Annotated in this window: 21 protein-coding genes; 17 read left to right on the forward strand and 4 right to left on the reverse strand. The window is 49.8% G+C overall.

The genetic code is table 11. From position 1 onward, the window contains the following. Positions 1–1,044, forward strand: coding sequence for an efflux RND transporter periplasmic adaptor subunit (locus tag BN1120_RS18665; protein WP_042017494.1), 1,044 nt, complete (start codon positions 1–3; stop codon positions 1,042–1,044). Between the two features lie 68 nt (positions 1,045–1,112). Here BN1120_RS18665 and pyk read toward each other — a convergent pair whose 3' ends face one another. Both pyk and BN1120_RS18675 read right to left on the reverse strand, forming a co-directional pair. Continuing rightward, positions 1,113–2,552 carry a pyruvate kinase gene (pyk, locus tag BN1120_RS18670; RefSeq protein ID WP_041214849.1) on the reverse strand — a complete coding sequence of 480 codons (1,440 nt, stop codon included), beginning with the start codon at positions 2,550–2,552 and terminating at the stop codon, positions 1,113–1,115. Between the two features lie 160 nt (positions 2,553–2,712). After that, a complete protein-coding gene (locus tag BN1120_RS18675) occupies positions 2,713–3,567 on the reverse strand; it encodes a MurR/RpiR family transcriptional regulator (RefSeq protein ID WP_029314760.1) in 855 nt (284 codons plus the stop codon). Between the two features lie 348 nt (positions 3,568–3,915). Between BN1120_RS18675 and glk the strand changes: the two genes are divergently transcribed. Beyond that, positions 3,916–4,884 carry a glucokinase gene (gene glk / locus BN1120_RS18680; RefSeq protein WP_039041241.1) on the forward strand — a complete coding sequence of 323 codons (969 nt, stop codon included), beginning with the start codon at positions 3,916–3,918 and terminating at the stop codon, positions 4,882–4,884. 362 nt (positions 4,885–5,246) lie between these two features. On the opposite strand, the gene BN1120_RS18685 is transcribed toward glk, so the two are convergent. Both BN1120_RS18685 and BN1120_RS18690 read right to left on the reverse strand, forming a co-directional pair. Further along, complete coding sequence (locus BN1120_RS18685) at positions 5,247–6,617, reverse strand: ATP-binding protein (protein WP_407923532.1); 1,371 nt, start codon at positions 6,615–6,617, stop codon at positions 5,247–5,249. 11 nt (positions 6,618–6,628) lie between these two features. Next, a complete protein-coding gene (locus BN1120_RS18690) occupies positions 6,629–7,303 on the reverse strand; it encodes a response regulator (protein ID WP_041207018.1) in 675 nt (224 codons plus the stop codon). A gap of 973 nt (positions 7,304–8,276) precedes the next feature. Here BN1120_RS18690 and rfbB point away from each other — a divergent pair. The 15 genes from rfbB to rfbA (BN1120_RS18735) all read left to right on the forward strand — a co-directional run bounded on the left by rfbB (position 8,277) and on the right by rfbA (BN1120_RS18735) (position 22,606). After that, positions 8,277–9,398: a dTDP-glucose 4,6-dehydratase gene (gene rfbB / locus BN1120_RS18695; protein WP_042017497.1), complete on the forward strand. Its 1,122-nt coding sequence runs from the start codon at positions 8,277–8,279 to the stop codon at positions 9,396–9,398. Further along, positions 9,398–10,285, forward strand: coding sequence for a dTDP-4-dehydrorhamnose reductase (rfbD, locus tag BN1120_RS18700; protein WP_042017498.1), 888 nt, complete (start codon positions 9,398–9,400; stop codon positions 10,283–10,285). Before rfbB ends, rfbD (BN1120_RS18700) begins: the two co-directional genes overlap by 1 nt. Before the next feature lie 86 nt (positions 10,286–10,371). After that, on the forward strand, positions 10,372–11,250 hold the full coding sequence (gene rfbA, locus BN1120_RS18705; RefSeq protein ID WP_042017499.1) for a glucose-1-phosphate thymidylyltransferase RfbA: 879 nt from the start codon (positions 10,372–10,374) through the stop codon (positions 11,248–11,250). Positions 11,251–11,310: 60 nt separating this feature from the next. Further along, positions 11,311–11,850 (forward strand): dTDP-4-dehydrorhamnose 3,5-epimerase, encoded by a 540-nt coding sequence (gene rfbC, locus BN1120_RS21050; protein WP_080768104.1) that lies wholly within the window; start codon positions 11,311–11,313, stop codon positions 11,848–11,850. 51 nt (positions 11,851–11,901) lie between these two features. Beyond that, the gene (locus tag BN1120_RS21055; RefSeq protein WP_080768105.1) at positions 11,902–12,348 is read left to right on the forward strand and encodes an adenylyltransferase/cytidyltransferase family protein; all 447 of its coding nucleotides are present in this window, start codon (positions 11,902–11,904) and stop codon (positions 12,346–12,348) included. Next, a complete protein-coding gene (locus BN1120_RS21060; RefSeq protein ID WP_080768106.1) occupies positions 12,345–12,971 on the forward strand; it encodes an SDR family oxidoreductase in 627 nt (208 codons plus the stop codon). Before BN1120_RS21055 ends, BN1120_RS21060 begins: the two co-directional genes overlap by 4 nt. 70 nt (positions 12,972–13,041) lie before the next feature. Beyond that, positions 13,042–14,262 (forward strand): oligosaccharide flippase family protein, encoded by a 1,221-nt coding sequence (locus BN1120_RS21065; RefSeq protein WP_042017502.1) that lies wholly within the window; start codon positions 13,042–13,044, stop codon positions 14,260–14,262. 175 nt (positions 14,263–14,437) lie between these two features. After that, complete coding sequence (locus BN1120_RS21070; protein WP_080768108.1) at positions 14,438–15,601, forward strand: CDP-glycerol glycerophosphotransferase family protein; 1,164 nt, start codon at positions 14,438–14,440, stop codon at positions 15,599–15,601. A gap of 150 nt (positions 15,602–15,751) precedes the next feature. Beyond that, complete coding sequence (locus tag BN1120_RS21075) at positions 15,752–16,477, forward strand: glycosyltransferase family A protein (protein ID WP_162183365.1); 726 nt, start codon at positions 15,752–15,754, stop codon at positions 16,475–16,477. After that, positions 16,477–17,661 (forward strand): hypothetical protein, encoded by a 1,185-nt coding sequence (locus BN1120_RS18720; protein WP_145983739.1) that lies wholly within the window; start codon positions 16,477–16,479, stop codon positions 17,659–17,661. The genes BN1120_RS21075 and BN1120_RS18720 overlap by 1 nt, the downstream gene beginning before the upstream one ends. Continuing rightward, positions 17,654–18,430: a glycosyltransferase family 2 protein gene (locus BN1120_RS21080; RefSeq protein ID WP_162183366.1), complete on the forward strand. Its 777-nt coding sequence runs from the start codon at positions 17,654–17,656 to the stop codon at positions 18,428–18,430. Before BN1120_RS18720 ends, BN1120_RS21080 begins: the two co-directional genes overlap by 8 nt. Before the next feature lie 30 nt (positions 18,431–18,460). Then, a complete protein-coding gene (locus BN1120_RS21085) occupies positions 18,461–19,396 on the forward strand; it encodes a glycosyltransferase (RefSeq protein WP_080768111.1) in 936 nt (311 codons plus the stop codon). 263 nt (positions 19,397–19,659) lie between these two features. After that, entirely contained in the window at positions 19,660–20,757 is a 1,098-nt protein-coding gene (locus tag BN1120_RS18725; RefSeq protein WP_231959439.1) for a sugar transferase, read from the forward strand. Between the two features lie 5 nt (positions 20,758–20,762). Next, entirely contained in the window at positions 20,763–21,653 is an 891-nt protein-coding gene (rfbD, locus tag BN1120_RS18730) for a dTDP-4-dehydrorhamnose reductase (protein ID WP_042017513.1), read from the forward strand. 47 nt (positions 21,654–21,700) lie between these two features. After that, entirely contained in the window at positions 21,701–22,606 is a 906-nt protein-coding gene (gene rfbA / locus BN1120_RS18735) for a glucose-1-phosphate thymidylyltransferase RfbA (RefSeq protein ID WP_042017516.1), read from the forward strand.

Below are 22,606 nucleotides of genomic sequence, written 5' to 3' on the forward strand. Positions count from 1 at the left end.
ATGACACAAGGTTTCACAAGGATAGTGGTGGGGGCTCTGCTGCTGGCTGGCGGGCTGCCTGCGCTTGCACAAAGCAAGATGGTGACGCTGGCGGAGGTGGCCCAGGGAGAGGCCGGGGCCAGCATCTGGGTCAGCGGCACGGTGGCAAGCCGCCAGCAGGCGGCGCTCAGCGCCGAAGTGAGCGGTCGGGTGGAGTGGATAGCCGAGTTTGGCAGCCGGGTGAAGGCAGGGGACGAGTTGCTGCGCCTGGACAGCGCGACCTTGCGCCTCTCGCTGGAGCAGGCGAGGGCGGAACAAGCCAGAGAGGGGAGCAATCTGCGTTACGCTCGCGCCGAGTTCCAGCGCCTGGATCGTTTGCACCAGCAAAAGAGTGCCTCCCAGAGCCAGTATGACAAGGCGCGCTATGACGTGGAGCAGGCTGAGCTGGCCGAGCAGCTGGCGCGGGTGCAGGTGCGCCAGATTGAGGAGCTGCTGCGCAGAAGCCGCATCTTTGCCCCGTTTGACGGAGTGGTGAATGAACACTTCATCCAGCCGGGGGAGCATGTGGATGCGGGCGAACAGGCGCTTGAGCTGGTCAATCCGGACCAGCCGGACATCCGGTTGCGTGCGCCCATCGCCTGGGCCCGTCAACTGGCCACCCAGACCCGGTTGCGGGTGGAAGGGGAGCTGCTCAGCAGCCACGCCATCTATTACCAGCGGGCGGCGAGCGCCGATCCCAAGTCCCGGCTCATCGAGCTGCGCCTCAAGCCGGAAGCGGGCACGTTCATCATCGGCTCGCCGGTGCGGGTGGCGCTGCCGATGGGAGAGCAGCACACCATGCTGTTGCCACGGGATGCCCTGGTGCTCGGCACCGAGGGAAGCGTGGTCTATCAGGTGGAGCAGCACGGCGAGGCGCTCACGGTGAACCGGGTGCCGGTCACCGTGCTATTTGGGGACAGGCGGGAGGTGGCGGTGAGTGGCGCCCTCAAGCAGGGAGACAAGGTGGTGGTGCGCGGCGCCGGCAGCCTGCAGGATGGGGACAAGGTGGAGCTGTTTCGCGGTTGAACCTGGGGCTGATCCCATAAAAAAACGGCTCCCGCGGGAGCCGTTTTTGTTGCAGGGAGGAGGGGCGATTACTCGACCATCATTACCTTGCAGGTGTTGGTGCTGCCGACGGTCTCCATCTTGTCGCCGTGGGTGAGCAATACCATGTCGCCGCTTTGCAGCAGTCCCTTGGCCTTGAGCACGTCCAGCGCGTCGCGGCACACCTCGTAGACCGGCTTGGTCTCGTCGCCATCAAACAGCACGGGGGTGACACCGCGGTAGAGGTTGGCCCAGGCCAGGGTCTTGTTGTGAGGAGACATGGCGAAGATGGGCAGGCCGGAGCTGATGCGGGACATCAGCAGCGGGGTGGTGCCCGACTCGGTCAGCGCCACGATCGCCTTGACCCCTTCCAGGTGGTTGGCCGCATACATGGTGGACATGGCCACCGCCTCTTCCACCGAGGTGAAGGTGTAGCTCATGCGGTGGTTGGAGACGTTCAGGCTCGGGTGCTTCTCGGCGCCCACACAGACGCTGGCCATGGAGGTCACGGTCTCGATGGGGAACTGGCCGGCGGCGGTCTCGGCGGAGAGCATCACCGCATCGGTACCGTCCAGCACGGCGTTGGCCACGTCCATGACTTCGGCACGGGTCGGGAGCGGCGCGTTGATCATGGACTCCATCATCTGGGTCGCGGTGATGACCACGCGATTCAGGCGACGGGAGTGGCGAATGAGCTTCTTCTGCACACCCACCAGTTCGGGGTCGCCGATTTCGACACCCAGGTCACCACGGGCCACCATGACGGCATCGGAGCCGAGGATGATGTCTTCCATCGCCTCGTCGCTGGCGACGGTCTCGGCGCGCTCGACCTTGGCCACGATCTTGGCGTTGGAGCCGGCTTCGCGGGCCAGTTCGCGGGCGTAGCGCAGATCATCGCCGCTGCGGGGGAAGGAAACTGCCAGGTAGTCCACGTTCATGCGGGCGGCGGTCTTGATGTCTTCCTTGTCCTTCTCGGTCAGGGCGGGGGCGGAGAGGCCGCCACCTTTCTTGTTGATGCCCTTGTTGTTGGAGAGCGGGCCGGCCACGGTCACCGTGGTGTGGATGCGGGTGCCTTCGACCTGCTCGACCTTCAGTTGCACGCGGCCATCGTCCAGCAGCAGGATGTCACCGGATACCACGTCCTGCGGCAGGCTCTTGTAGTCGATGCCAACCTGTTCCTGGCAGCCTTCTCCCTTGCCGAGGGCGGCGTCGAGAATGAACTTGTCACCGATGGCGAGGTAGATCTTGCCATCCTTGAAGGTGGAGACGCGGATCTTGGGGCCTTGCAGATCGCCCATGATGGCCACGTGGCGACCCAGCTTGGCGGCGATGTCACGCACCTGGTTGGCGCGCTGGATATGATCTTCAGGAGTGCCGTGGGAGAAGTTCATCCGCACCATGTCGGCACCGGCGCGAATGATCCCCTCGAGAATGCCGTCGCGATCGGTCGCCGGACCGAGTGTGGTAACAATCTTTGTACGTCTTGGCATGAAAGACTCCAATGTGAAGTTGATATGACTTGAAATACTGCCCCGTCAAGCATGTGGCATGGCGCCAACTGGCAGGCCATCTGGGTGGCCTTGTTTGATTGAATTTCGATACTACACCAAGCCCGTTGGCATAGACAGTCGGGGGCGGACCCCCGAATGATCAGGAGGAGTGCGGGGTATCAAAGCGGGATTCGCGCAAACCTTCTTTGACTTTCTTCAGGTTTTCGCGAAATTTCATGCCACGGCGCAGGGTGAAACCGGTGGCCAGCACGTCCACCAGGGCGAGCTGGGCGATGCGCGAGGCCATGGGCATGTAGACGTCGGTGTCTTCCGGCACGTCCATTGAGAGCACCAGGTTGCATTCGCGGGCCAGGGGAGAGTCCTTGGCGGTCATGCCGATGACGGTGGCATCGTTTTCCCGGGCCAGCGCGGCAATTTCCACCAGGGCCTTGGTGCGGCCGGTGTGGGAGATGAGGACCACCACGTCCCCTTCGCTGCTGTTGATGCAGCTCATGCGCATCATGACGATGTCATCGAAGCTCACCACGGGGATGTTGAAGCGGAAGAACTTGTTCTGGGCATCCCGGGCGACGGCGGAGGAGGCGCCCAGACCAAAGAAGCTGATCTTCTTGGACTGGGTCAGAATATCGACGCAGCGGTTGATGGCCGAGATGTCCAGGCTGTTCTTGGCGGCATCAAGGCAGGCCATGGTGGATTCGAAGATCTTGGCGGTATAGGTGTCCGGGCCGTCTTCCGCTTCCACATGGCGGTTCACATAAGGGGTGCCGTTGGCCAGGCTCTGGGCCAGGTGCAGCTTGAAATCGGGAAAACCCTTGGTATCGAGGCGACGGCAGAAACGGTTGACGGTCGGTTCGCTCACATCGGCCAGCTTGGCCAGGGTAGCAATGCTGGAGTGAATGGCGGTCTGGGGTGAGGCCAGGATCACTTCAGCCACCTTACGCTCTGATTTACTGAAACTTTCCAGATTGTTCGTAATTTTATCGAGGGTATTCATCATTACCACCAGGCATTTTTGTAATTTAACTTCAGTGTCTGTGCACTAAATTCACAGCTCAAGCAGGTTTCCAGTCTCCGCGATGACTATACAAGACAAGCGCTTATCGGAACTAATCTCGGCCCTGCAAAGTATGACTCATGTCTAATTATTTCGTGTTTTTAGTTGCAAACTTCCATTTGCGTCTTGAAAACGCTTACAAATGTTGCAAAGCAACAACACTGTGAGCGGGCGCACACTTGTCTGCATAAATCGCGCAGCCCGGCTGCGGGCTCGAGTAGTATTGCAGCCAAATAATAATGTCGGGACGGTAAGGGCCGCCCCGAGTCGGTAACGAAGGAGTTTGTTATGCAGCATACCCATGCGCTGGTGGGCGACGTTGGCGGTACCAATGCCCGGCTGGCCCTCTGCGAACTGGCGACGGGCGCCATTTCTCAGGCAAAAACCTATTCGGGGCTGGCCCATCCCAGCCTGGAGGCCGTGGTGCGCCTCTATCTCGAAGAGCACGATGCCACCGTGGGCGAGGCGTGCATCGCCATCGCCTGTCCCATCAACGGTGACTGGGTCGCCATGACCAACCACAGCTGGGAGTTCTCCATCCGCGAGATGCAGGCCAACCTCGGCCTTGCGCGCCTGCAGGTGATCAACGATTTCACTGCCGTCTCCATGGCGGTGCCCGTGCTCGGCGAGAGCGATCGCATCCAGCTCGGGGGCGCGGCTCCGGTAGCCGGCAAGCCCATCGCCATCTATGGCGCAGGGACCGGCCTTGGCGTTGCCCACCTGGTGCAGGCCGGTGAGCAGTGGCTGAGCCTGCCGGGTGAGGGCGGTCACGTGGACTTCGCCGCCAACACGGAAGAGGAAGATGCGGTGCTGCAGGTGATGCGCGGCGAGCTGGGTCATGTGTCGGCGGAGCGTTTCCTCTCGGGCCCCGGGCTCGTCAATCTCTATCGCGGCCTGGTCAAATCCGATGGCCGCGAGCCCGAACCTTTTGCCCCCAAGGACATCACCGAGCGCGCGCTGGCGGGGGATTGCCTCGATTGCCGCCGCACCTTGAGCCTGTTCTGTGTGCTCATGGGCCGCTTTGCCGGCAACCTGGCCCTCAACATGGGCACCTTCGGCGGTGTCTACATCGCCGGTGGCATAGTGCCGCGCTTCCAGGAGTTCTTCATCGGATCGGGCTTTCGGGTCGCCTTCGAGGACAAGGGGCGCTTCAAGCCTTATCTCAAAGACATTCCGGTCTTCCTCATCACCCATGAAGGGCCGGGGCTGCTCGGTGCCGGCGCCTATCTGCGCCAGTCCCTCGGGATCCGTCTCTGAGCCTTGCCAGCGTGAACATGGTTCAGTCCCGATTCAGTGACCGGGGCGTAAAGTGAACCTACGTACTCAAGAGGACGGGGCTTCATAGGGAATTGAAACCGGTCTTCATCCGCTGGGTGCGCATTGTCACCTGACAAGCCTGAACTGTTTTACCGGCCCTCGCGGCCGGTTTTTTTATGCCTGTCGTTTCTGCGCGAGCATGGGGCTGAGGAGAGCTGCAGGCCAGCTTCTGATGGGGGGGCAAGCTCGTCAGCCTCGCTGCCATGTGATTGGCCTGGTCGAGGCATAAGGAGTGAGACATGGAAAGCACCGGGATGGCAACGCCCGAATGCGGCAGGAGCCAGGTACTGGCTCCTGCGCTGTCAGGGGAGGGTGATGTGGAATCTCGCGCCGCCGAGCGGGGAGTCATCCACCCGGATCTCGCCGCCGTAGCTGTGCACGATTTCGGTCACCACGGCGAGGCCAATCCCCTGGCCGGGGGAGCTGTCAGCCCGCACGCCGCGCTGGAAGATCTGTTGCGATTTGCCGGGGGTGATGCCGGGGCCGTCGTCTTCCACCACGATGAGCAGACCCCTCTCCCGGTGGCGGACATGAACCCGGATCTCGCTGATGGCGAACTTGCAGGCGTTGTCCAGCAGGTTGCCCATCAGCTCCATCAGATCGCCCTGCTCGCCGTGGAAGAAGACATCGTCGTCAAACTGGAAGCCGGTCTGCAGCTTCTTGTGGCGATAGACCTTGGCGAGGCTGGCCAGCAGCTTCTCTATAAGGGGAACCGGTTCGGTGCCCTTGCTCGCGAGGCGCTTTCGCCCGGTGACGGCGCGGCGTAACTGGTACTGGATGATCTGATCCATGGTGGTGATCTGTTCATTGATGTTGTCATGGATGTCGTGGCCGAGCTTGAGCTCCTGGGCGGTGATCTGGATGAGCGCCAGCCGGGTTTTCAGGCTGTGGGCGAGATCGTTGAGGGCGTGCTGGTAGCGCTGGGTCTGCTGGCGTTCGTTCTCCAGCAACTGGTTGACCGAGCTTGTCAGGGGAGTCAGTTCGCGCTCGTAGTCGTTTGACAGTGCCTCTCGCGTACCGGCGCGGATCTCGTCAATCTGGCGCGCCATGGTACGCAGGGAGGAGAGGCTCCAGAAACTGGTGAGCAGCAACAGAGCGCCCAGCAGACAGTAGGCGAGCAGCGCCTGGCGAATGCAGCGGTAGAGGTAATCGCGGGTCTGGGCCTGATAGCGCCTGGCGGAATCGACCATCACCACGTAGTAGGTGGTGGGGCCGGCGCCATGATTGCGCAGGAAACGCAGGCTGTAGATGAAGTAGCTCTCGCCGTTCTTGATGGTATGCAGCTTGAAGAAATAGTCCTGATCCAGTCCCCCTAGGTATCTCATCAGATCCCGGCAGATGGTCTCCTTGATGGAGACCACCTCCGGCATGTGGAGGCTGGACCAGCTCAGCTCCCCGTCGGCGCGGCAGATCAGGGTGTCGAGATTGGGGTCGATGGCATCCGGGGTGAGCTTGCCAAGATCCGTCATGGCATGGGGCTCCGGCTGCTTGGACGAGAACAGCTTGGAGAGGTTCTCCTGCATGCGGACACTGGCTTTCTGGGCCTGCTCCTCGGCATGGCCGAGGTAGAGGATGTAGACGGAGAAGGCCATGATGAGCGCGATGACCAGCATGGCACTCAGCATCAGCTTGAGGTGCAGGGAGCGGCGGATCAGGGTCAGGGGATGCATCATGGCAAGGCGCATCAGCTGCAGGCGAGGTTGAAGATGTAGCCCTGGCGGCGGATGGTGGAGATGGGCTGGATGCTCCCTTCCGGATCCAGTTTTTTGCGAAGCCGGCTCACCATCACCTCGATGGTGTTGGGATCCCCTTCACCATCCCCATAGAGCTGATCCAGCAACTGCTGTTTGGAGACCACCTGACGGGCATTTCGCATCAGGTATTCCAGGATCAGATATTCGAAACTGGTCAGCACGGTGACCTCGCCGGCGATGGTCAGCTCCTTGCGGGAGAGATCCAGCTCGTAGTCACCCGCCTTCACTCTGGGGGAGATGAAGCCGGCGCTGCGGCGTACCAGCGCATTGAGGCGGGCCAGCAGCTCGTCCTTCTGGAAGGGTTTGACCAGGTAGTCGTCCGCCCCGGCCTCCAGTCCTTCCACCTTGTCCTGCCAGTTGCCTCTGGCCGTCAGCACAATGATGGGAAAGGGGATCTGCTGCTCGCGCAGGCGGGTGATGAGCTGAAGGCCATCCATGTCAGGCAGGCCTAGATCGATGATGGCGACATCGATGGGGTAGTCGGCTGCGTAGTGTAGCGCCACCTGGGCATTGTCCGTGCTGTAAACCTGGTTCTGGGCCTCGGTCAACAGGGTGGAGAGGTGGTGATTGAGCAGCTTGTCGTCTTCAACCAGTAGGATTTTCATAAGATGCATGATGATGAGGGTCCAGGCTGTCAATTAGAGGGTCAACAAGAGGGAGAGTCAATCCGGATCCTACCTGACCCCGCTGTATCGGGACTGAATCATCCCTGCCTTCTTTCCTCATGCATTTCCCATGATGCAACGCTGTGTCATCAGCCTCGTGTACAGGCTCGCTATCCGTGCCTGCCGGTTTCTGGGTGTTGAGGGTCAGAGCCGGTGCAGGGGCTGGTCGCGACCATTCTTATCGCACAAGCGGCATGCCGCTTCCGGCCTGCCGGTACACAGGGGCAGGGGACCTTGCTGGCGTCAGGCCATCCCCGAGTGCCTGCAAGCACTTGAGGTATGTTTTTAATTGTTTGAAATTAAACATGTTTACATTGCCTTGCCTGGATGCTGGAACAAAGCAGGGCAATCCCCGGCAACGGCTGAGTGGATTCACGGAGGGCAGTATCACATGAATGGTTTTTTTTGAATCCTGATTTCAATAGGCGCTTTCCTATTGTTTTGACTGTTCATCTTTGGGTTAAACAAGATAGAATCTGACCCCGAATCGGGTTTGGGGCGCAGATAGCCCAAGATGTGAGCAATGCAGGCTGTGGACTGCCTGGGTGTGCAATGTAATGCGACAACATTGTTAAACATCAATCAAAACAAGAAGCTGGAGGATGTGATGGCCAACAGCACGGACAATCAGGTTAAAAGCAGCATGTTGGGAGCTGTAACCCAAGGGCGGTAGCATAAGCCTTGTTCACCTTCTGAGCTGACAACGGCATAATCTGCGTTTCCATCAATGTTGTTTTTCCACGCTCCTGAAATAAAGCGCCAACCTGCTGAAGTAAATGGATGCTCCCTACTCCAGCTATTGCGCTATTACACACAATACGCTTGTTCATAATGAGATGTGACGGCATATGGTCGCCAACCATAGCCAGAAATCTCTTTTTCATTTAATCAGATTGCAATCGGGAACCTTTCAATGAAGATCCTCGTGACTGGTGGTGCCGGTTTTATCGGCTCTGCCGTTGTTCGTCATATCATCCGGCATACCCAAGATTCAGTGGTCAACCTCGATAAGTTGACCTATGCGGGCAACCTGGAATCCTTGGCGGCTGTCTCTGCTAGCGACCGCTATGCGTTTGAACAAGTTGACATCTGCAACCGCGCCGAATTGGATCGGATCTTCGCTGCCCACCAACCCGATGCCGTGATGCACCTGGCTGCCGAGAGTCACGTTGATCGATCCATCACCGGCCCTGCCGATTTTATAGAAACCAATATCGTCGGCACCTATATGTTGCTGGAAGCGGCACGTGCCTATTGGAACGGTCTGGATGAGATACGCAAGGCGGCCTTCCGCTTCCACCACATCTCCACCGACGAGGTGTATGGGGATCTGCCCCATCCGGATGAAGTCGCCGCTGGTGAGCCATTGCCACTCTTTACTGAAACCACCCCTTACGCCCCCAGCAGCCCCTATTCTGCCTCTAAAGCCTCCAGTGACCATCTGGTTCGCGCCTGGCGCCGTACCTACGGCCTGCCGACCATTGTCACCAACTGCTCCAACAACTACGGTCCTTACCACTTCCCTGAGAAGCTGATCCCGCTGGTCATCCTCAATGCGCTGGATGGCAAGCCGCTGCCGGTTTATGGCAAGGGCGACCAGATCCGCGATTGGCTCTATGTTGAGGATCATGCGCGTGCACTCTATACCGTGGTCACTACAGGCGTGATCGGCGAGACCTACAACATTGGCGGTCATAACGAGAAACAGAATCTGGACGTCGTTCATACCATCTGCGATCTGCTGGACGAGATGGTACCTCTGTCTCCCTCGCACCTTGGGGGAGAGGGCCGGGGTGAGGGGAGAAGCTACCGCGATCAAATCACCTATGTGGCCGATCGCCCCGGTCACGATCGCCGTTATGCCATCGACGCCAGCAAGATGAGCGCCGAACTCGCCTGGCAACCGCAAGAGACCTTCGAGTCCGGTATCCGCAAGACGGTGCAGTGGTATCTGGGTAACCAGCAGTGGGTCAGCAACGTCAAGAGCGGCGCCTACCAATCCTGGATTGAGCAGAACTACGGGGAGCGTACCTGATGCATATTCTGCTGTTTGGCAAAAACGGTCAGGTAGGTTGGGAGCTGCAACGCGCATTGGCGCCGCTGGGTCGTATCACTGCCGTCGATTTTGACTCAACCGATTATTGCGGTGACTTCAGCAAGCCGGCCGGCGTGGCGGAGACTGTTCGCCTGGTGAAGCCTGATGTCATCGTGAACGCAGCAGCCCACACTGCGGTAGACAAAGCCGAGAGCGAGCGGGAGTTTGCTGAATTGCTCAACGCCACCAGTGTGGCCGCTATCGCCAAAGAAGCGGAAGCATTGGGTGCCTGGTTTGTGCATTACTCCACCGATTATGTGTTCGATGGCAGTGGCGAGCTCCCCTGGCTGGAAACCGACACAACGGCACCGCTCAACGTCTACGGTGAGACCAAGCTGGCGGGTGAGCAAGGGGCTGCGTTTTGTTCCCGTCATCTGATCTTCCGCACCAGTTGGGTCTACGCCGCCCGCGGCGCCAACTTTGCCAAGACCATGCTGCGCTTTGGCAAAGAACGTAGCGAGATGTCAGTCATTAATGACCAGTTCGGCGCCCCGACCGGTGCCGAGTTGCTGGCCGATTGCACAGCCCATGCGATCCGCGTGGCGCAGAGCAAACCCGAGGTTGCCGGGCTGTATCATCTGATTGCCACCGGCACCACCACCTGGTTTGACTATGCCCAGCTGGTGTTTGCCAAAGCCAGAGAGGCCGGGGTTGAACTAGCGGTCACGCAACTTAATGCGGTGTCGACCGGTGCCTTCCCGACACCTGCCAAACGCCCCAATAACTCCCGTCTTGATACCACTAAATTTCAGCGCACCTTCGATCTGGTGCTGCCGGACTGGAAGGTCGGCGTGGAGCGGATGTTGGCTGAGATCCTCGGCAAGTAAAACCCCGACAGGCAAGGGTAAAACTTGAAAGGTGTAGTCGCAAGCCACCCTTTTCTTTTGCAATTTAAAAATAAGAAACAAGCATCATGACCAAACGTAAAGGCATTATTCTGGCCGGCGGCTCTGGCACTCGTCTCTATCCAGTCACTATGGCGGTTAGCAAGCAACTGCTGCCCATATATGACAAGCCAATGATCTACTATCCGCTCAGCACCCTGATGCTGGCAGGTATTCGCGATATTTTGATCATCAGTACGCCGCAAGATACTCCTCGCTTTGAGCAATTGTTGGGGGATGGCAATCAGTGGGGCCTGAATTTGCAATACAAGGTGCAACCAAGCCCGGACGGGTTGGCCCAAGCCTTTATTCTGGGTGAAGAGTTCATCGGCTCAGACCCCTGTGCGCTGGTACTGGGCGACAACATCTTCTATGGCCATGATCTGCAGAAACAACTGGAAACTGCAGCAAGTAAAGATAGTGGAGCTACCGTTTTTGCCTACCATGTGCATGACCCGGAACGTTATGGGGTGGTGGAGTTTGATAAAGAGGGCACCGCTATTTCCCTGGAAGAGAAGCCACTGGAGCCCAAGAGCAACTATGCGGTGACGGGGCTCTACTTCTATGACAACAGCGTGGTTGAGATCGCCAAGAGCCTAAAGCCGTCACTGCGTGGTGAGCTGGAAATCACCGATGTGAACCGTATCTACTTGGAGCAAGGCAATCTATCGGTGGCCATGATGGGACGTGGTTATGCCTGGCTTGATACCGGTACCCATGAAAGCATGATAGAAGCGAGCAACTTTATTCAGACTATAGAAACACGTCAGGGACTGAAAGTGGCTTGCCCGGAAGAGATCGCCTATCGCCAGAAGTTCATTAATGCCGAACAGGTTCGTGAACTTGCTGCACCGTTGGCAAAGAATGCGTATGGCCAATATTTGTTAAAAATAGTTGCCAAAGCCTGATGTGATATGGGGGAGGGAATATGCTCCCCCATAAAGATTTAATTAAATGTGGATAGACAGATGAATGTAATCAAGACAGCAATTCCTGATGTGCTTATCTTGGAGCCCAAAGTATTTGGTGATGAGCGTGGTTTTTTCTTTGAAAGCTTTAATCATAAGCAGTTTGAAGAGGCTGTAGGATATCCTGTTACCTTTGTACAGGACAATCACTCAAAGTCGTCGAAAGGCGTGCTACGTGGATTACACTACCAGTTGCCACCCCATGCTCAAGGGAAACTGGTGCGATGTGCTGTGGGTGAGGTATTTGATGTCGCGGTAGATATTCGTAATAACTCACCTACATTCGGACAGTGGGTTGGAGTGAATATTTCTGCAGAGAATAAACGACAATTATGGATTCCTGCCGGCTTTGCTCATGGATTTTTAACTTTAAGCGAGTCAGTGGATTTCTTATACAAGACGACAAGTTATTATAAACCACATTGTGAAAGAACTATTCTGTGGTGCGACCCAGAGTTAAGGATTGATTGGCCTTTTGATGGGGCTCCGATATTGTCAGAAAAAGACACAGCTGCTTTACCATTAAATATGATGGTTTAATAAAGTGGGTATTTTTATTTATTTTAAATGCGAAATAATATAAGGTGATTTATGTCACATATTGTATATGTATCTGGTACATTTGATTTATTTCATAGTAACCATCTGAAAATGATAGAATATGGTCGTGGATTAGGAGATGTACTTATTGTTGGGGTTAGTACAGACGAGTTAGTTTGTAGCTATAAAAATCCACCAGCTGTACCATTCGAAGAGCGCATATCAATTATAGAAGGATTACGAGCACCTGATGTTGTGGTACCTCAACATACTTTAGAGCACAGTGAAACTGTTAAAAAGCTAAACATTGACATCTTCGTGATAGGTGATGATTGGTTAGGGAAGTATGATTATTTAAGAAAATTAGGTGTGAAAGTTTTCTATATGCCATATGGAAAAGGAGTGAGTTCTACTAATCTTAAAAAGAAAATTCATGATCAGTATGAAAAATTGATTGAGCGAAGTGATAATCATCCAATACCAGAGCCAAAAATATGAAAATTTTATTAACTGGTGGTAACAGTGATCTAGCAAAACATATAGCCGCGACACTTTGCAGATTTGATGTTTATCAAGTCTCGGCTCCAAAACGTGCTGAGTTAGATGTAACAAGTCAAAAATCTGTTGAGAATTATTTTTTAGGTAATAGTTTTGATGTCGTAGTCAATTGTGCAGGTTCATTATATTCTAGTCGAATTGTGGATTCCGAACCAGCACTCTGGATCAATGATATACAGACAAATTTGATCGGCACATATCTAGTATCTAGAATGGCCCTCATAAAGAATAATAGATGCCGTATCGTAAATATATCGTCTACAGCAGCATTTAACGCTTATAAAGATTGGACTGCTTATTGTGCCGCTAAAGCGGGGGTAATTAAACTAACTATGGGATTAGCTAAAGATGGATATGATACTTTAGCTCTATGTCCTGGAGCTATCGATACAAAATTACGTGATGGACTTTCAATAAATAACTCAAATGTAATGACGATTGAAGAAGGTATAAGACCTATAATTAACGCAATTACAACTCAACAGTATAAATCTGGAGATATTGTATTCTATCGAAAAGGCATTTTGGAATTAAACCCGGATTTTGTTATTGACAACAAGTGAAGCTTAAAAGTCAATTCATTTCCCTTTCTTTTTATAAAAGTAAATGCATTAAAAGCTGAGAGAGGATTAATTGAGAGAGGTAGCATTAAGCAAAAACATTCTATCATTGATGTTAGTTCAGTTCAGTAACTATATAGCGCCGTTATTAGTGTTACCTTATCTTAGCCGTGTTCTCGGATTAGAGGGTTTTGGCACGGTAGCTATGTCAATGTCACTTTGTAGTATTGCTCTGATTATTACCGACTATGGCTTTGGTATATCAGCTCCTTATTGGCTGGCAAGAAACAAAGAAAATAAGAGAATGGTAGCCGATTACTTGGGGGCTATTTTTACCGTAAAACTTTTCTTGTTTTTAATAACTTCCGCATTTGTTTTACTATATTTTAGGCTAGGCAATACAATACCAGATATTAGCAGCATCCATATTGCTATAATAACATCAATTTTCTTTCAATCTTTTCAGCCTAATTGGTTTTTTTTAGGCATAGAGAAAATGAAAAAAATCACCATATCTATGGTGTCTGCAAAACTGCTTTACGTTTTCTTAATTTTTATTTTTATTAAAGAAAAAAATCAAACTGACTCTGTTTTAATATTTTTTGCTTTAAGTAATCTATTGGCTACATCTATTGGGGTTATCAGCATATATAAAGAAGGCTATTGGATTTCAATGGCTGATCGTAAAAAATGTTATACCCTATTGAAAGAGGGAGGTGTATTTTTTGTTTCAAGATTAGCAGTGGGAGTATATACGAGTGCAAGTACCTTTCTCGTGGGCTCATTTTCTGGAACTAATGCTGCGGCATTGTATAATAGTGCGGAAAAATTATATCAAGCAGGTCAAAGTATTATATCACCAGTAAGTCAAGCATTGTTCCCTTATCTGGCTAGAACCGGCAATAAAAAAGATCTTTATAAATTCGTTGGAGTAGGGATAATCCCTATGGCATTTACTGCCATTATTGGTATATCTTATTCTCAAGAGATAATGGGTTTTTTGTTTGGCGAGCAATTTATTTCTGCACATGAATATCTAGAGATATTTCTTATAGCACTTCTAATTAATTTTGTTGGGGTTAACTTTGGCTATCCAGCATTTGCGTCCATTAACAGGATTGATATAGCAAATAGAAGTGTTATTTTTGCTGCGGTAATTCAGATCCTGGCGCTAAGTGTTATGTATATAACGGATGCTATTACGGCAAAAAACATATGCCTAAGTGTTTTGGCTGTAGAGTCTCTAGTTATGCTTATAAGAGTGATTTTTTTTTATTTCTTACAGAAAAAATAGAGTAAATATTTTCACAATGTAGTCACATATCATTTAAATTGTCGAAAATCTTAATCTTATTATTGCTAAGTCCCACACGTCATCTCAAGATAATTCCTGCTCATTGCCACAGCATAATGCTAGTCTTAATGTGTAGCTATTATCATGCTCATTAACATAAAATGAAATCATATATATGAATAATGTTTTCAGAATTGCTTTTAGATGCATGCAGTACTTTTTATATTGGCTCTCGGGAGCTTTTCCAAGGAATAAAAATATTTGGGTTTTCGGGTGCTTTGGCATATATGGGGATAACAGTAGATATCTTTATGAACATGTGTGTAAAAATAATCCAGATATAACACCTGTCTGGATATCGCAAAATATTCAATCAGTTGAATTAGCCTCTAAATATGGTAAGTCTTATCGTAGATATTCTGTTATGGGATTGTACTTCTGTCTTCGAGCTGGTGTCTATATTTATAGTTCGTACGCTAGGGATATTTGCTGGTTTACATCTAGAGGAGCTCTTAATGTTAATTTATGGCATGGGATTCCATTAAAGAAAATTGAATTTGACATCAGATGTTTGCCTTTGGTGAAAATATTCCATGAAGCCAATATCTTATCTAAGTTTATGCACCCTCATGCACACTTAAGGCATGATCTGGTGCTATGCCCGTCATTATATGTGGCTGAATATTCTTATATTTCTGCATTCAGGCTGAGAGGTATAGAAAATTTAATCATAACTTCTTATCCTAGAATTGGTCAAATTTTAAAAATGACAAAAAATAAGAGTATTGATGCTGATAAAAGCCCCTTTACTTTCGTATATACACCAACTTGGCGTGATTCAGGTGTGGATTTCATAGCAGAGTCAGGCATTAATTTTGAGCTGCTCAATGATTTTTTAGCAAGAAATAATGCTAGGTTAAAAATAAAACTACACCCTGCGACAGAGCTGACTATTAACCCTATAGGATGGTCAAATATATCTTTGATTGACAATAAAATAGATCCTTGTGAGTTAATGGTTATGGCTGATTGTTTAATTACGGATTACTCATCAATATTTTTTGATTTTTTGATTCTAGATAGACCAATAATATTTTTCCCGTTTGATAAAGAAAACTATTTGAAAGAGCGAGAGCTTTATCTAGATTATGATTTAAATACGCCGGGAGTTAAAGTTTATTCATTGTCTGAACTTATAGCTGCAATGGAAAAAATCATTTCCAATAGTGATGACCATCAAACGGAACGGAATGATATGAAAGCGTTATTTGGTATTGACTATCATAAAGGAAATGAAACGATAGTTTCTTCTATAAAGAAAAATCTATTTGATTTTTAAATGAATTATAAATATCATTTCTGATTTTTAATTATCGCTAAATTTATGCATAATGGTGAACAAATGCTGGAAATATGTATATCGACATATGGAAAGAGAATAAACAGGCTATCATCCTTACCATTTTTAAATAATTGTAGGTATTTGATAGTGCATCAGGATTATGTCGATGTATTTATCTCAAATGATGCAAAAGAAAGATTTTCTTATGAAGATATAACTCTAATTGAAAGTGATACAAAGGGACTGACGAATAGCAGAAATGAAGCATTGAAGTACTCTACAGAAGAGTTAATACTTATATCTGATGATGACGTTGTCTATGAGTGTGATGTGGCTGATAAGATATTATCAGCCCAAAAAGAAAATCCTTTTCATATTGCCTTGTTTAAAGCTAAGGTTACAGAAGACTCAACGGATTTTAGAAAATATCCGATAAACAGTGGACAATTAAGTAAAATAGAATGTTTACATGCATGCTCTATTGAAATGGTTATCGACAAAAGAAAAATAGACACATCTGAGGTGTTCTTTAATAAAGATTTTGGGATAGGAGCTAAATTCATTTGTGGAGAAGAGAGTGTTTTTCTTTTTGATGCAATAGATGCCAATTTAAACGTTAGCTTCATTAATCAATATATTGTGTCGCATCCTAAAGAAAGTACAGCAACAAATAAAAATAATGCCTTTAGTATTCTGAAAGCAAAAGGGGCGGTTTACCGATATGGGTTTGGCTTTATAATCGGCCTGCTTTTGATTTTAAGGTTGTCATTTTTGAAACCAATGTCAAAAGTTATGGGGGTCTCTAAGTTCTACTTTCTGAAAAGTCTTTTGACGGGCTTCATGGCTATTTCAGACACCTCTCAGGATAAATAATGCATCTTACAAAAACACATGGTAGAAATTATTTCACCTTGTTTTTTTATATTATTAGTATTTCCTTGTCAATAAGGCTATCTTTTTACTTTAATGATTCTACCCGATATATTCCATTACGAGTTATCATAGTAATATTTCCTTTTGTTCTGCTCTCATCTTTTTATGTTAAAAACGGCATATTGAAGTGGGGGAATGCTATTTCATTATTATTGTATTCCTTTATTGCTACTACATACGTACTTATATGGTCAATCGATCTAGGGTACGCTGCTGTTGGAAAAAGCATAGAGTTTATCTACCCACTTGCAGTTTTTATATCATTAAAGTCTATCTGTGAAAAAATAAACTTAAATGAGGTCATAAAAGGTGGGCAGCTTTTTACTGTTGCATCCATCTTATTGATGTTGATTGATACATATATTCGTTTTATGCATCCTGAGTACGCAGTAAAGGGGGATGGGGAGGGCTACAGTGACGCTTTAAAGAGAGATACATTCTATGTATTTAAGTATGGAAGCATAATGTATCTGGATTCAAATTATGTGGCCTTGCATGCATTAGTTGTTAGTGTGTTAGTGTATTATTTGTTTTGTGGTTTTTTTAGGAAGATATTGTCGTTATTTTGTATCGTTATAATAATAATGACGTTAAGTCGCGCAGCTTATGTGGCATTTTTCATTATTCCTGTATTATACCTTCTTAGAAAGGTAAGTATCCAAAGTAAATTTGTATTGTTTTCAATTATCACGCCATTAATACTAGCTATTATCATCCACTATATTGATTTTTTAGATTTTAATGATGCCAGTTTTGAAACAAAGTTTGGTATATTTAATGCTTTTTTTTCCAAGATATTTGAAGTCAATTTAGGCACACTTATGTTTGGCCAGGGATTTGATGTTGGTGGCTACTTATATAGTTGGAAAGAAGGTGGGTATGCTCATGCAATGATACCTCTTATTGTTGGCGAAGTGGGTATTGTTGGAATGTTTTTTTATATTTCTATTATTATCTACTCGTATGTAAAAGTAGGATTCGATAGCTTATATATAACATTGCCTATGATTATTGCTGGGATGTCTCTGATATATCCATATGATGCAATGTATATATATTCCATATTATTACTTTTCTATGTAAAGGAAAAGTCGAGAAAGTATAATGAGGTCTATAATGGTTGATGTCAGTGTGGTTATACCATATTACAATGGTGAAAATACAATATCTCAATCACTACAGTCTATTTGTGAACAGACCTTAATACCCAGAGAAGTTATTATAATTGATGATTGTAGTGTAGATAAAAAAGTGCTTTCTGATATTGTAGTATGTTTTTCTAACAAATTAAATATTAGGTTACATTCCTTATCGGAAAATCGGGGGGCCGCATATGCAAGGAATATGGGGGTTGCGTTATCAAGCTCCTCATTAATTGCATTCCTTGATTCAGATGATGTGTGGCACCCCAAGAAGATTGAAGTACAGTATCATTTTATGCTTGAAAGCAATGCTCATATCTCTGCGCATTACTACGTTCAGAATGTAAATTTTAAAAAAATGGAGTCTTCTGACATTATTAAATCAAAGAGGATTAAAAAAATCAATTTTTTGATTGGTAATCCTTTCTTTACGCCAACTGTTATGATTAAAAGAGACATGGTGATGTTTAATCCAAAGTACAGAGTGGTTGATGATTACTGTTGTTGGCTAGAAAATATAAAAAGGGGGCCTGCATTTTTAATAAAAATACCATTGGCTGGTGGTTTTAAGGCAGCTATTGGAGCCAGTGGTTTGACAGGAAACATCGCTAATATGCATGAGTCATATAAAATAGTTCTAAAAGATCTTTATTATAAAAAGGAAATTAGCTTTTTATTTTTATTTACCGCTACTATATTAGAGAATTTGAAATATCCTCTTAGGATGTTAAAGTGTTATTTTTTAAAGTAGCTTTAGAATTTTTTGACATGGATTTTTTAGATGATCGTAAATAGTAATAGTAATAGTAATAGTAATAGTAATAGTAATAGTAAATGTCTCGTTTTGGTTGCAGCATACAATGGTGCAACTACGCTCGTAGAGCAGCTTGATAGCATTTTGCGACAAGAAAAAATTGATGTTAACATTGTAATTAGCCTTGATTTAAGTTGTGATAGTTCTTTGGATATTTGCACTATGTATGCAAATAAATTCTCTAATATAACACTTTTGCCCTATGGTGAACGATTTGGAGGGGCGGGTAAAAATTTCTATAGACTATTAAAAGATGTTTATATTGGTGAGTATGATATTATTTCTTTTTCTGATCAAGATGATATCTGGCCTTCCGATAAAATATACCGTGCAACTCAATATTTGAGTGAATATGATTGTTATTCGTCTAATGTTATTGCTTTTTGGGAGGATGGGCGTGAGGTTTTAATCAACAAGGCTCAACCATTTCGTCGATGGGATTTTCTATTTGAGGCTGCCGGACCTGGTTGTACTTATGTTTTTAATCGCGACTTTGCTATTAACTTTCAGAAATGGTTGATAGGTAACTATGCTAGAGTGTCTAATAATATAGAACTTCATGATTGGCTCATTTATGCTTTCTCTCGTCGTTATGGTTATCGTTGGTTTATAGACGCTATGCCTATGATGCGATATCGGCAGCACGCTAATAATCAGGTTGGTACTAATAATAATTTTAAAGCAGCCAAGAAAAGGATCTCACTAATTAAGTCCAAATGGTATCGTAAACAAGTGATGAATATCGCTGAATGTTTGGATTTACAAAGTTCAGCCATATTCAGATTTGGCCTTGAAAATGGTTATAAAGGTAATTTATATCTTCTTGTTAGAGTTAATGAACTAAGGCGTAGAGCTCGTGATCGACTAGCTCTAGCACTATTCTTGTTATTTAATATTTTTTAATAAAATCGTTCTGCTGTAGTTTTATTATCTTCTTTTAATTCTAGTTTTGTGTAATGATATATAGCTAATATTTTATTTGGGGGTTGTCCTTGTCATTTCAACGTCGTCACTCACGCTGGTATGAGCGTGTATTATTCAGCCCTCCTGCCTTGTTTACCTTCGGGGCCTTGCTTGCAGTCTGCTTGCCAGCCATTGAGCGATGGGGCCTGGAGTTTTGGCATCACTTCGATGCTGTCCGGATCAACACCCTGAGCGGTGCCTTTGTGGCGTTTCTGCTGACCGGGATTGTGCTGCATCGCTTCCTGCGCTATCCGGGCGCGAGTCCCGTGGCCTACATGATCCCCACGGTGACCACCCTCTATGGTGCCCTGGTCGGCATTCTCTTCTTCCTGCGTCTGCCTTACAGCCGCCAGGTATTGTTCGAGTCGTATCTGGTTGCCTTGCTTTGCTGCTGGCTCGCCTACTTCATTGGCCGCCGTTACCGGACCCCCAAATACGCCTTGCTGCCCTTTGGGGACTATCAGGCCCTGACCCGGCACGAGTGTGTGCAGTGGCGTCTGCTGGACAAACCCGATCTCGGGGCCGTGCGTTATGACGCCGTGGTGGCAGACCTTCGGGATGAGAAGCTGGCGGGTGAGTGGGAGCGTTTCCTGGCGCGCTGCGCCCTGGCGCATATCCCCGTCTACCACATCAAGCAGATCAGCGAGACCCTGACCGGGCGCGTGAAGATCGACCATCTGCACGAGAACCAGCTTGGTTCCCTCTTGCCGTCCCCCGTCTATGCCTTCATCAAACGGGGAATGGATATTCTGGCCGCGTTGATCGCGATCCCGCTGTTCTCCCCCCTGATGCTGGTGACGGCGATCCTCATCAAGCTGGAGAGTCCGGGCCCCGTGATGTTCCTGCAAAACCGGGTAGGGAAGGGGAACAAGGATTTTCGCATCTACAAGTTCCGCAGCATGTGCAAGGATTCGGAAAAAGCTGGCGCCCAGTTTGCCCAGGACGGTGACATGCGCGTCACCCGGGTGGGCAAGGTGATCCGCAAGCTGCGTATCGACGAGCTGCCGCAGTTCTTCAACGTCCTTAAAGGGGACATGAGCCTGATTGGGCCAAGACCGGAGCAGCGAACGTTCGTCGATCAGTTCGAACGGGAGATCCCGTTCTACATGTACCGTCACATCGTGCGGCCCGGGATCAGTGGCTGGGCGCAGGTGGTCCACGGTTATGCCGCCGATGCCGATGATACCCGCATCAAGATCGAGCACGATTTTTACTACATCAAGCACTTCTCCCTCTGGCTGGATGTGCTCATTGTGTTCAAGACCATCCGCACCATCCTGACCGGTTTTGGCGCGCGGTAATCCCGATGCGGATCTTGTTGCTGGGGGCTCGTGGCCAGTTGGGACGAGCCCTTTTTTCTGCCCTTTGCCGGGATTATCCCCATTGGCAGGTGACGGCCCTTGGCAGGGAGGAGTGTGACATCACCGACCCCGGTGCGCTGATCTGCGCCCTGAACCGCCATCAGCCTGATGTCATCCTCAACGGTGCGGCCTATACGGCAGTCGATCTCGCACAGAGCCAGCCCGAGCTGGCAGAGCGCATCAATCATCAGGCCGTCGCACTGCTTGCCCGGGAAGCCGGTGCCAGGGGGGCGCTGCTGGTGCATTTTTCCACCGATTATGTGTTCGATGGCTCCGGCAGTGCTCCCTGGCGCGAGGTGGATGTGCCTGCCCCGCTCAATGTCTACGGTGCCAGCAAGCTGGCCGGAGAGCAGGCCATTCAGGGGCTGTGTCCCCATCATCTGATCGTGCGCACCAGCTGGGTTTATGGTGGGGAAGGGGCACACTTCGCCCGAGCCATCTTGCGCCGTGCCAACGAGGGCCAGCCCCTTGAGGTGGTGGCGGATCAGTGGGGGGCGCCGACCCAGGTGGACTGGCTGGCAACGTCCGTTCTCCTGGCGCTGATACAGGTTGTGAAGGCGCCAGACAAGGGCGGCCTCTATCATCTCTGCCCCGCAGGCGAGACGAGCTGGCATGGCTTTGCATCGGCCCTGGTTGAGGAAGGCTGTCGGCTTGGTCTGCTGGCGCAGCCCGTTCCGATAAAACCCATTCCATCTGCAAACTGGCCCCAGGCAGCCCGTCGGCCATTCAACTCCAGGCTCGATTGTCGACGGTTTGCCACTGTGTTTGGGATCCAGATCCCGGCCTGGGAAGGGCTGATGAGCCGCTGGCTTGCCAGTCAGTGTGAAGGTGAATGACGTGACGCGTGTCTTGATGGCTCTCCGTTCTCCTCTGGAGGTGTTCCATGCACCAGCGTAAAGGCATTATCCTGGCCGGGGGATCCGCCACCCGTCTCTATCCGGCGATGCTGGCCATCAGCAAGCAACTGCTGCCGGTCTATGACAAGCCCATGATCTATTACCCCCTCTCAACCCTGATGCAGGCGGGGATCCGTGAGATTCTCATCATCAGCACGCCGCTGGATCTGTCCCGCTTCGAGCTGCTGCTGGGGGATGGCAGCCAGTGGGGGATGCAATTTTGCTACGCGGTGCAGGAAGAGCCTGCCGGGCTGGCCCAGGCGCTGCTCATTGCGAAGCCCTTTCTGGCCGGCAGCCCCTGCTGCCTCATTCTGGGGGACAACATCTTCTATGGCACCGAGCTGCCCCGCCAGTTGCAGCGCGCGAGCGCCAAGACGCAAGGCGCCACCCTGTTTGCCTATCATGTACAGGATCCAGAACGTTACGGTGTGCTGGGGTTCGACGGCGAGGGGCGGGTCGAGTCGATCGTCGAGAAGCCGGCATCTCCTGCCAGTCAATATGCGGTGACGGGCATCTATTTCTACGATGCCACGGCAAGCGAGATTGCTCGGGGCCTGCGCCCTTCGTCACGGGGAGAGCTCGAGATCACCGATGTCAATCTCCATTATCTGGCACAGCAAAGTCTGGAGGTCTGTTTCATGGGGCGTGGTGCTGCCTGGCTGGATACCGGGACCCATGACAGCCTGCAGGAGGCGAGCAGCTTTATCCAGACCCTGGAGAAACGCCAGGGGCTCAAGGTGGCCGCTCCGGAGGAGATCGCCTGGCGCCAGGGCTGGATCTCTGACGAGGCACTGGCGTCACTGGCACAGCCACTGGCAAAAAGCGGGTATGGCGCCTATCTGTTGCGTCTGTTGCAAGAGCCCTTTGGCAAAATGCACCCCGATTGGGATTGA

The organism is Aeromonas caviae (genome assembly GCF_000819785.1).
GTDB classification, from domain to species: Bacteria; Pseudomonadota; Gammaproteobacteria; order Enterobacterales; family Aeromonadaceae; genus Aeromonas; species Aeromonas caviae.

Coding starts and splice junctions, on each gene's coding strand:
- BN1120_RS18665 (WP_042017494.1), top strand. CDS start 1: ATGACACAAGGTTTCACAAGGATAGTGGTGGGGGCTCTGCTGCTGGCT.
- pyk (WP_041214849.1), bottom strand. CDS start 2,552: ATGCCAAGACGTACAAAGATTGTTACCACACTCGGTCCGGCGACCGAT.
- BN1120_RS18675 (WP_029314760.1), bottom strand. CDS start 3,567: ATGAATACCCTCGATAAAATTACGAACAATCTGGAAAGTTTCAGTAAA.
- glk (WP_039041241.1), top strand. CDS start 3,916: ATGCAGCATACCCATGCGCTGGTGGGCGACGTTGGCGGTACCAATGCC.
- BN1120_RS18685 (WP_407923532.1), bottom strand. CDS start 6,617: ATGATGCATCCCCTGACCCTGATCCGCCGCTCCCTGCACCTCAAGCTG.
- BN1120_RS18690 (WP_041207018.1), bottom strand. CDS start 7,303: ATGAAAATCCTACTGGTTGAAGACGACAAGCTGCTCAATCACCACCTC.
- rfbB (WP_042017497.1), top strand. CDS start 8,277: ATGAAGATCCTCGTGACTGGTGGTGCCGGTTTTATCGGCTCTGCCGTT.
- rfbD (WP_042017498.1), top strand. CDS start 9,398: ATGCATATTCTGCTGTTTGGCAAAAACGGTCAGGTAGGTTGGGAGCTG.
- rfbA (WP_042017499.1), top strand. CDS start 10,372: ATGACCAAACGTAAAGGCATTATTCTGGCCGGCGGCTCTGGCACTCGT.
- rfbC (WP_080768104.1), top strand. CDS start 11,311: ATGAATGTAATCAAGACAGCAATTCCTGATGTGCTTATCTTGGAGCCC.
- BN1120_RS21055 (WP_080768105.1), top strand. CDS start 11,902: ATGTCACATATTGTATATGTATCTGGTACATTTGATTTATTTCATAGT.
- BN1120_RS21060 (WP_080768106.1), top strand. CDS start 12,345: ATGAAAATTTTATTAACTGGTGGTAACAGTGATCTAGCAAAACATATA.
- BN1120_RS21070 (WP_080768108.1), top strand. CDS start 14,438: ATGAATAATGTTTTCAGAATTGCTTTTAGATGCATGCAGTACTTTTTA.
- BN1120_RS18720 (WP_145983739.1), top strand. CDS start 16,477: ATGCATCTTACAAAAACACATGGTAGAAATTATTTCACCTTGTTTTTT.
- BN1120_RS21080 (WP_162183366.1), top strand. CDS start 17,654: ATGGTTGATGTCAGTGTGGTTATACCATATTACAATGGTGAAAATACA.
- BN1120_RS21085 (WP_080768111.1), top strand. CDS start 18,461: ATGATCGTAAATAGTAATAGTAATAGTAATAGTAATAGTAATAGTAAT.
- rfbD (WP_042017513.1), top strand. CDS start 20,763: ATGCGGATCTTGTTGCTGGGGGCTCGTGGCCAGTTGGGACGAGCCCTT.
- rfbA (WP_042017516.1), top strand. CDS start 21,701: ATGCACCAGCGTAAAGGCATTATCCTGGCCGGGGGATCCGCCACCCGT.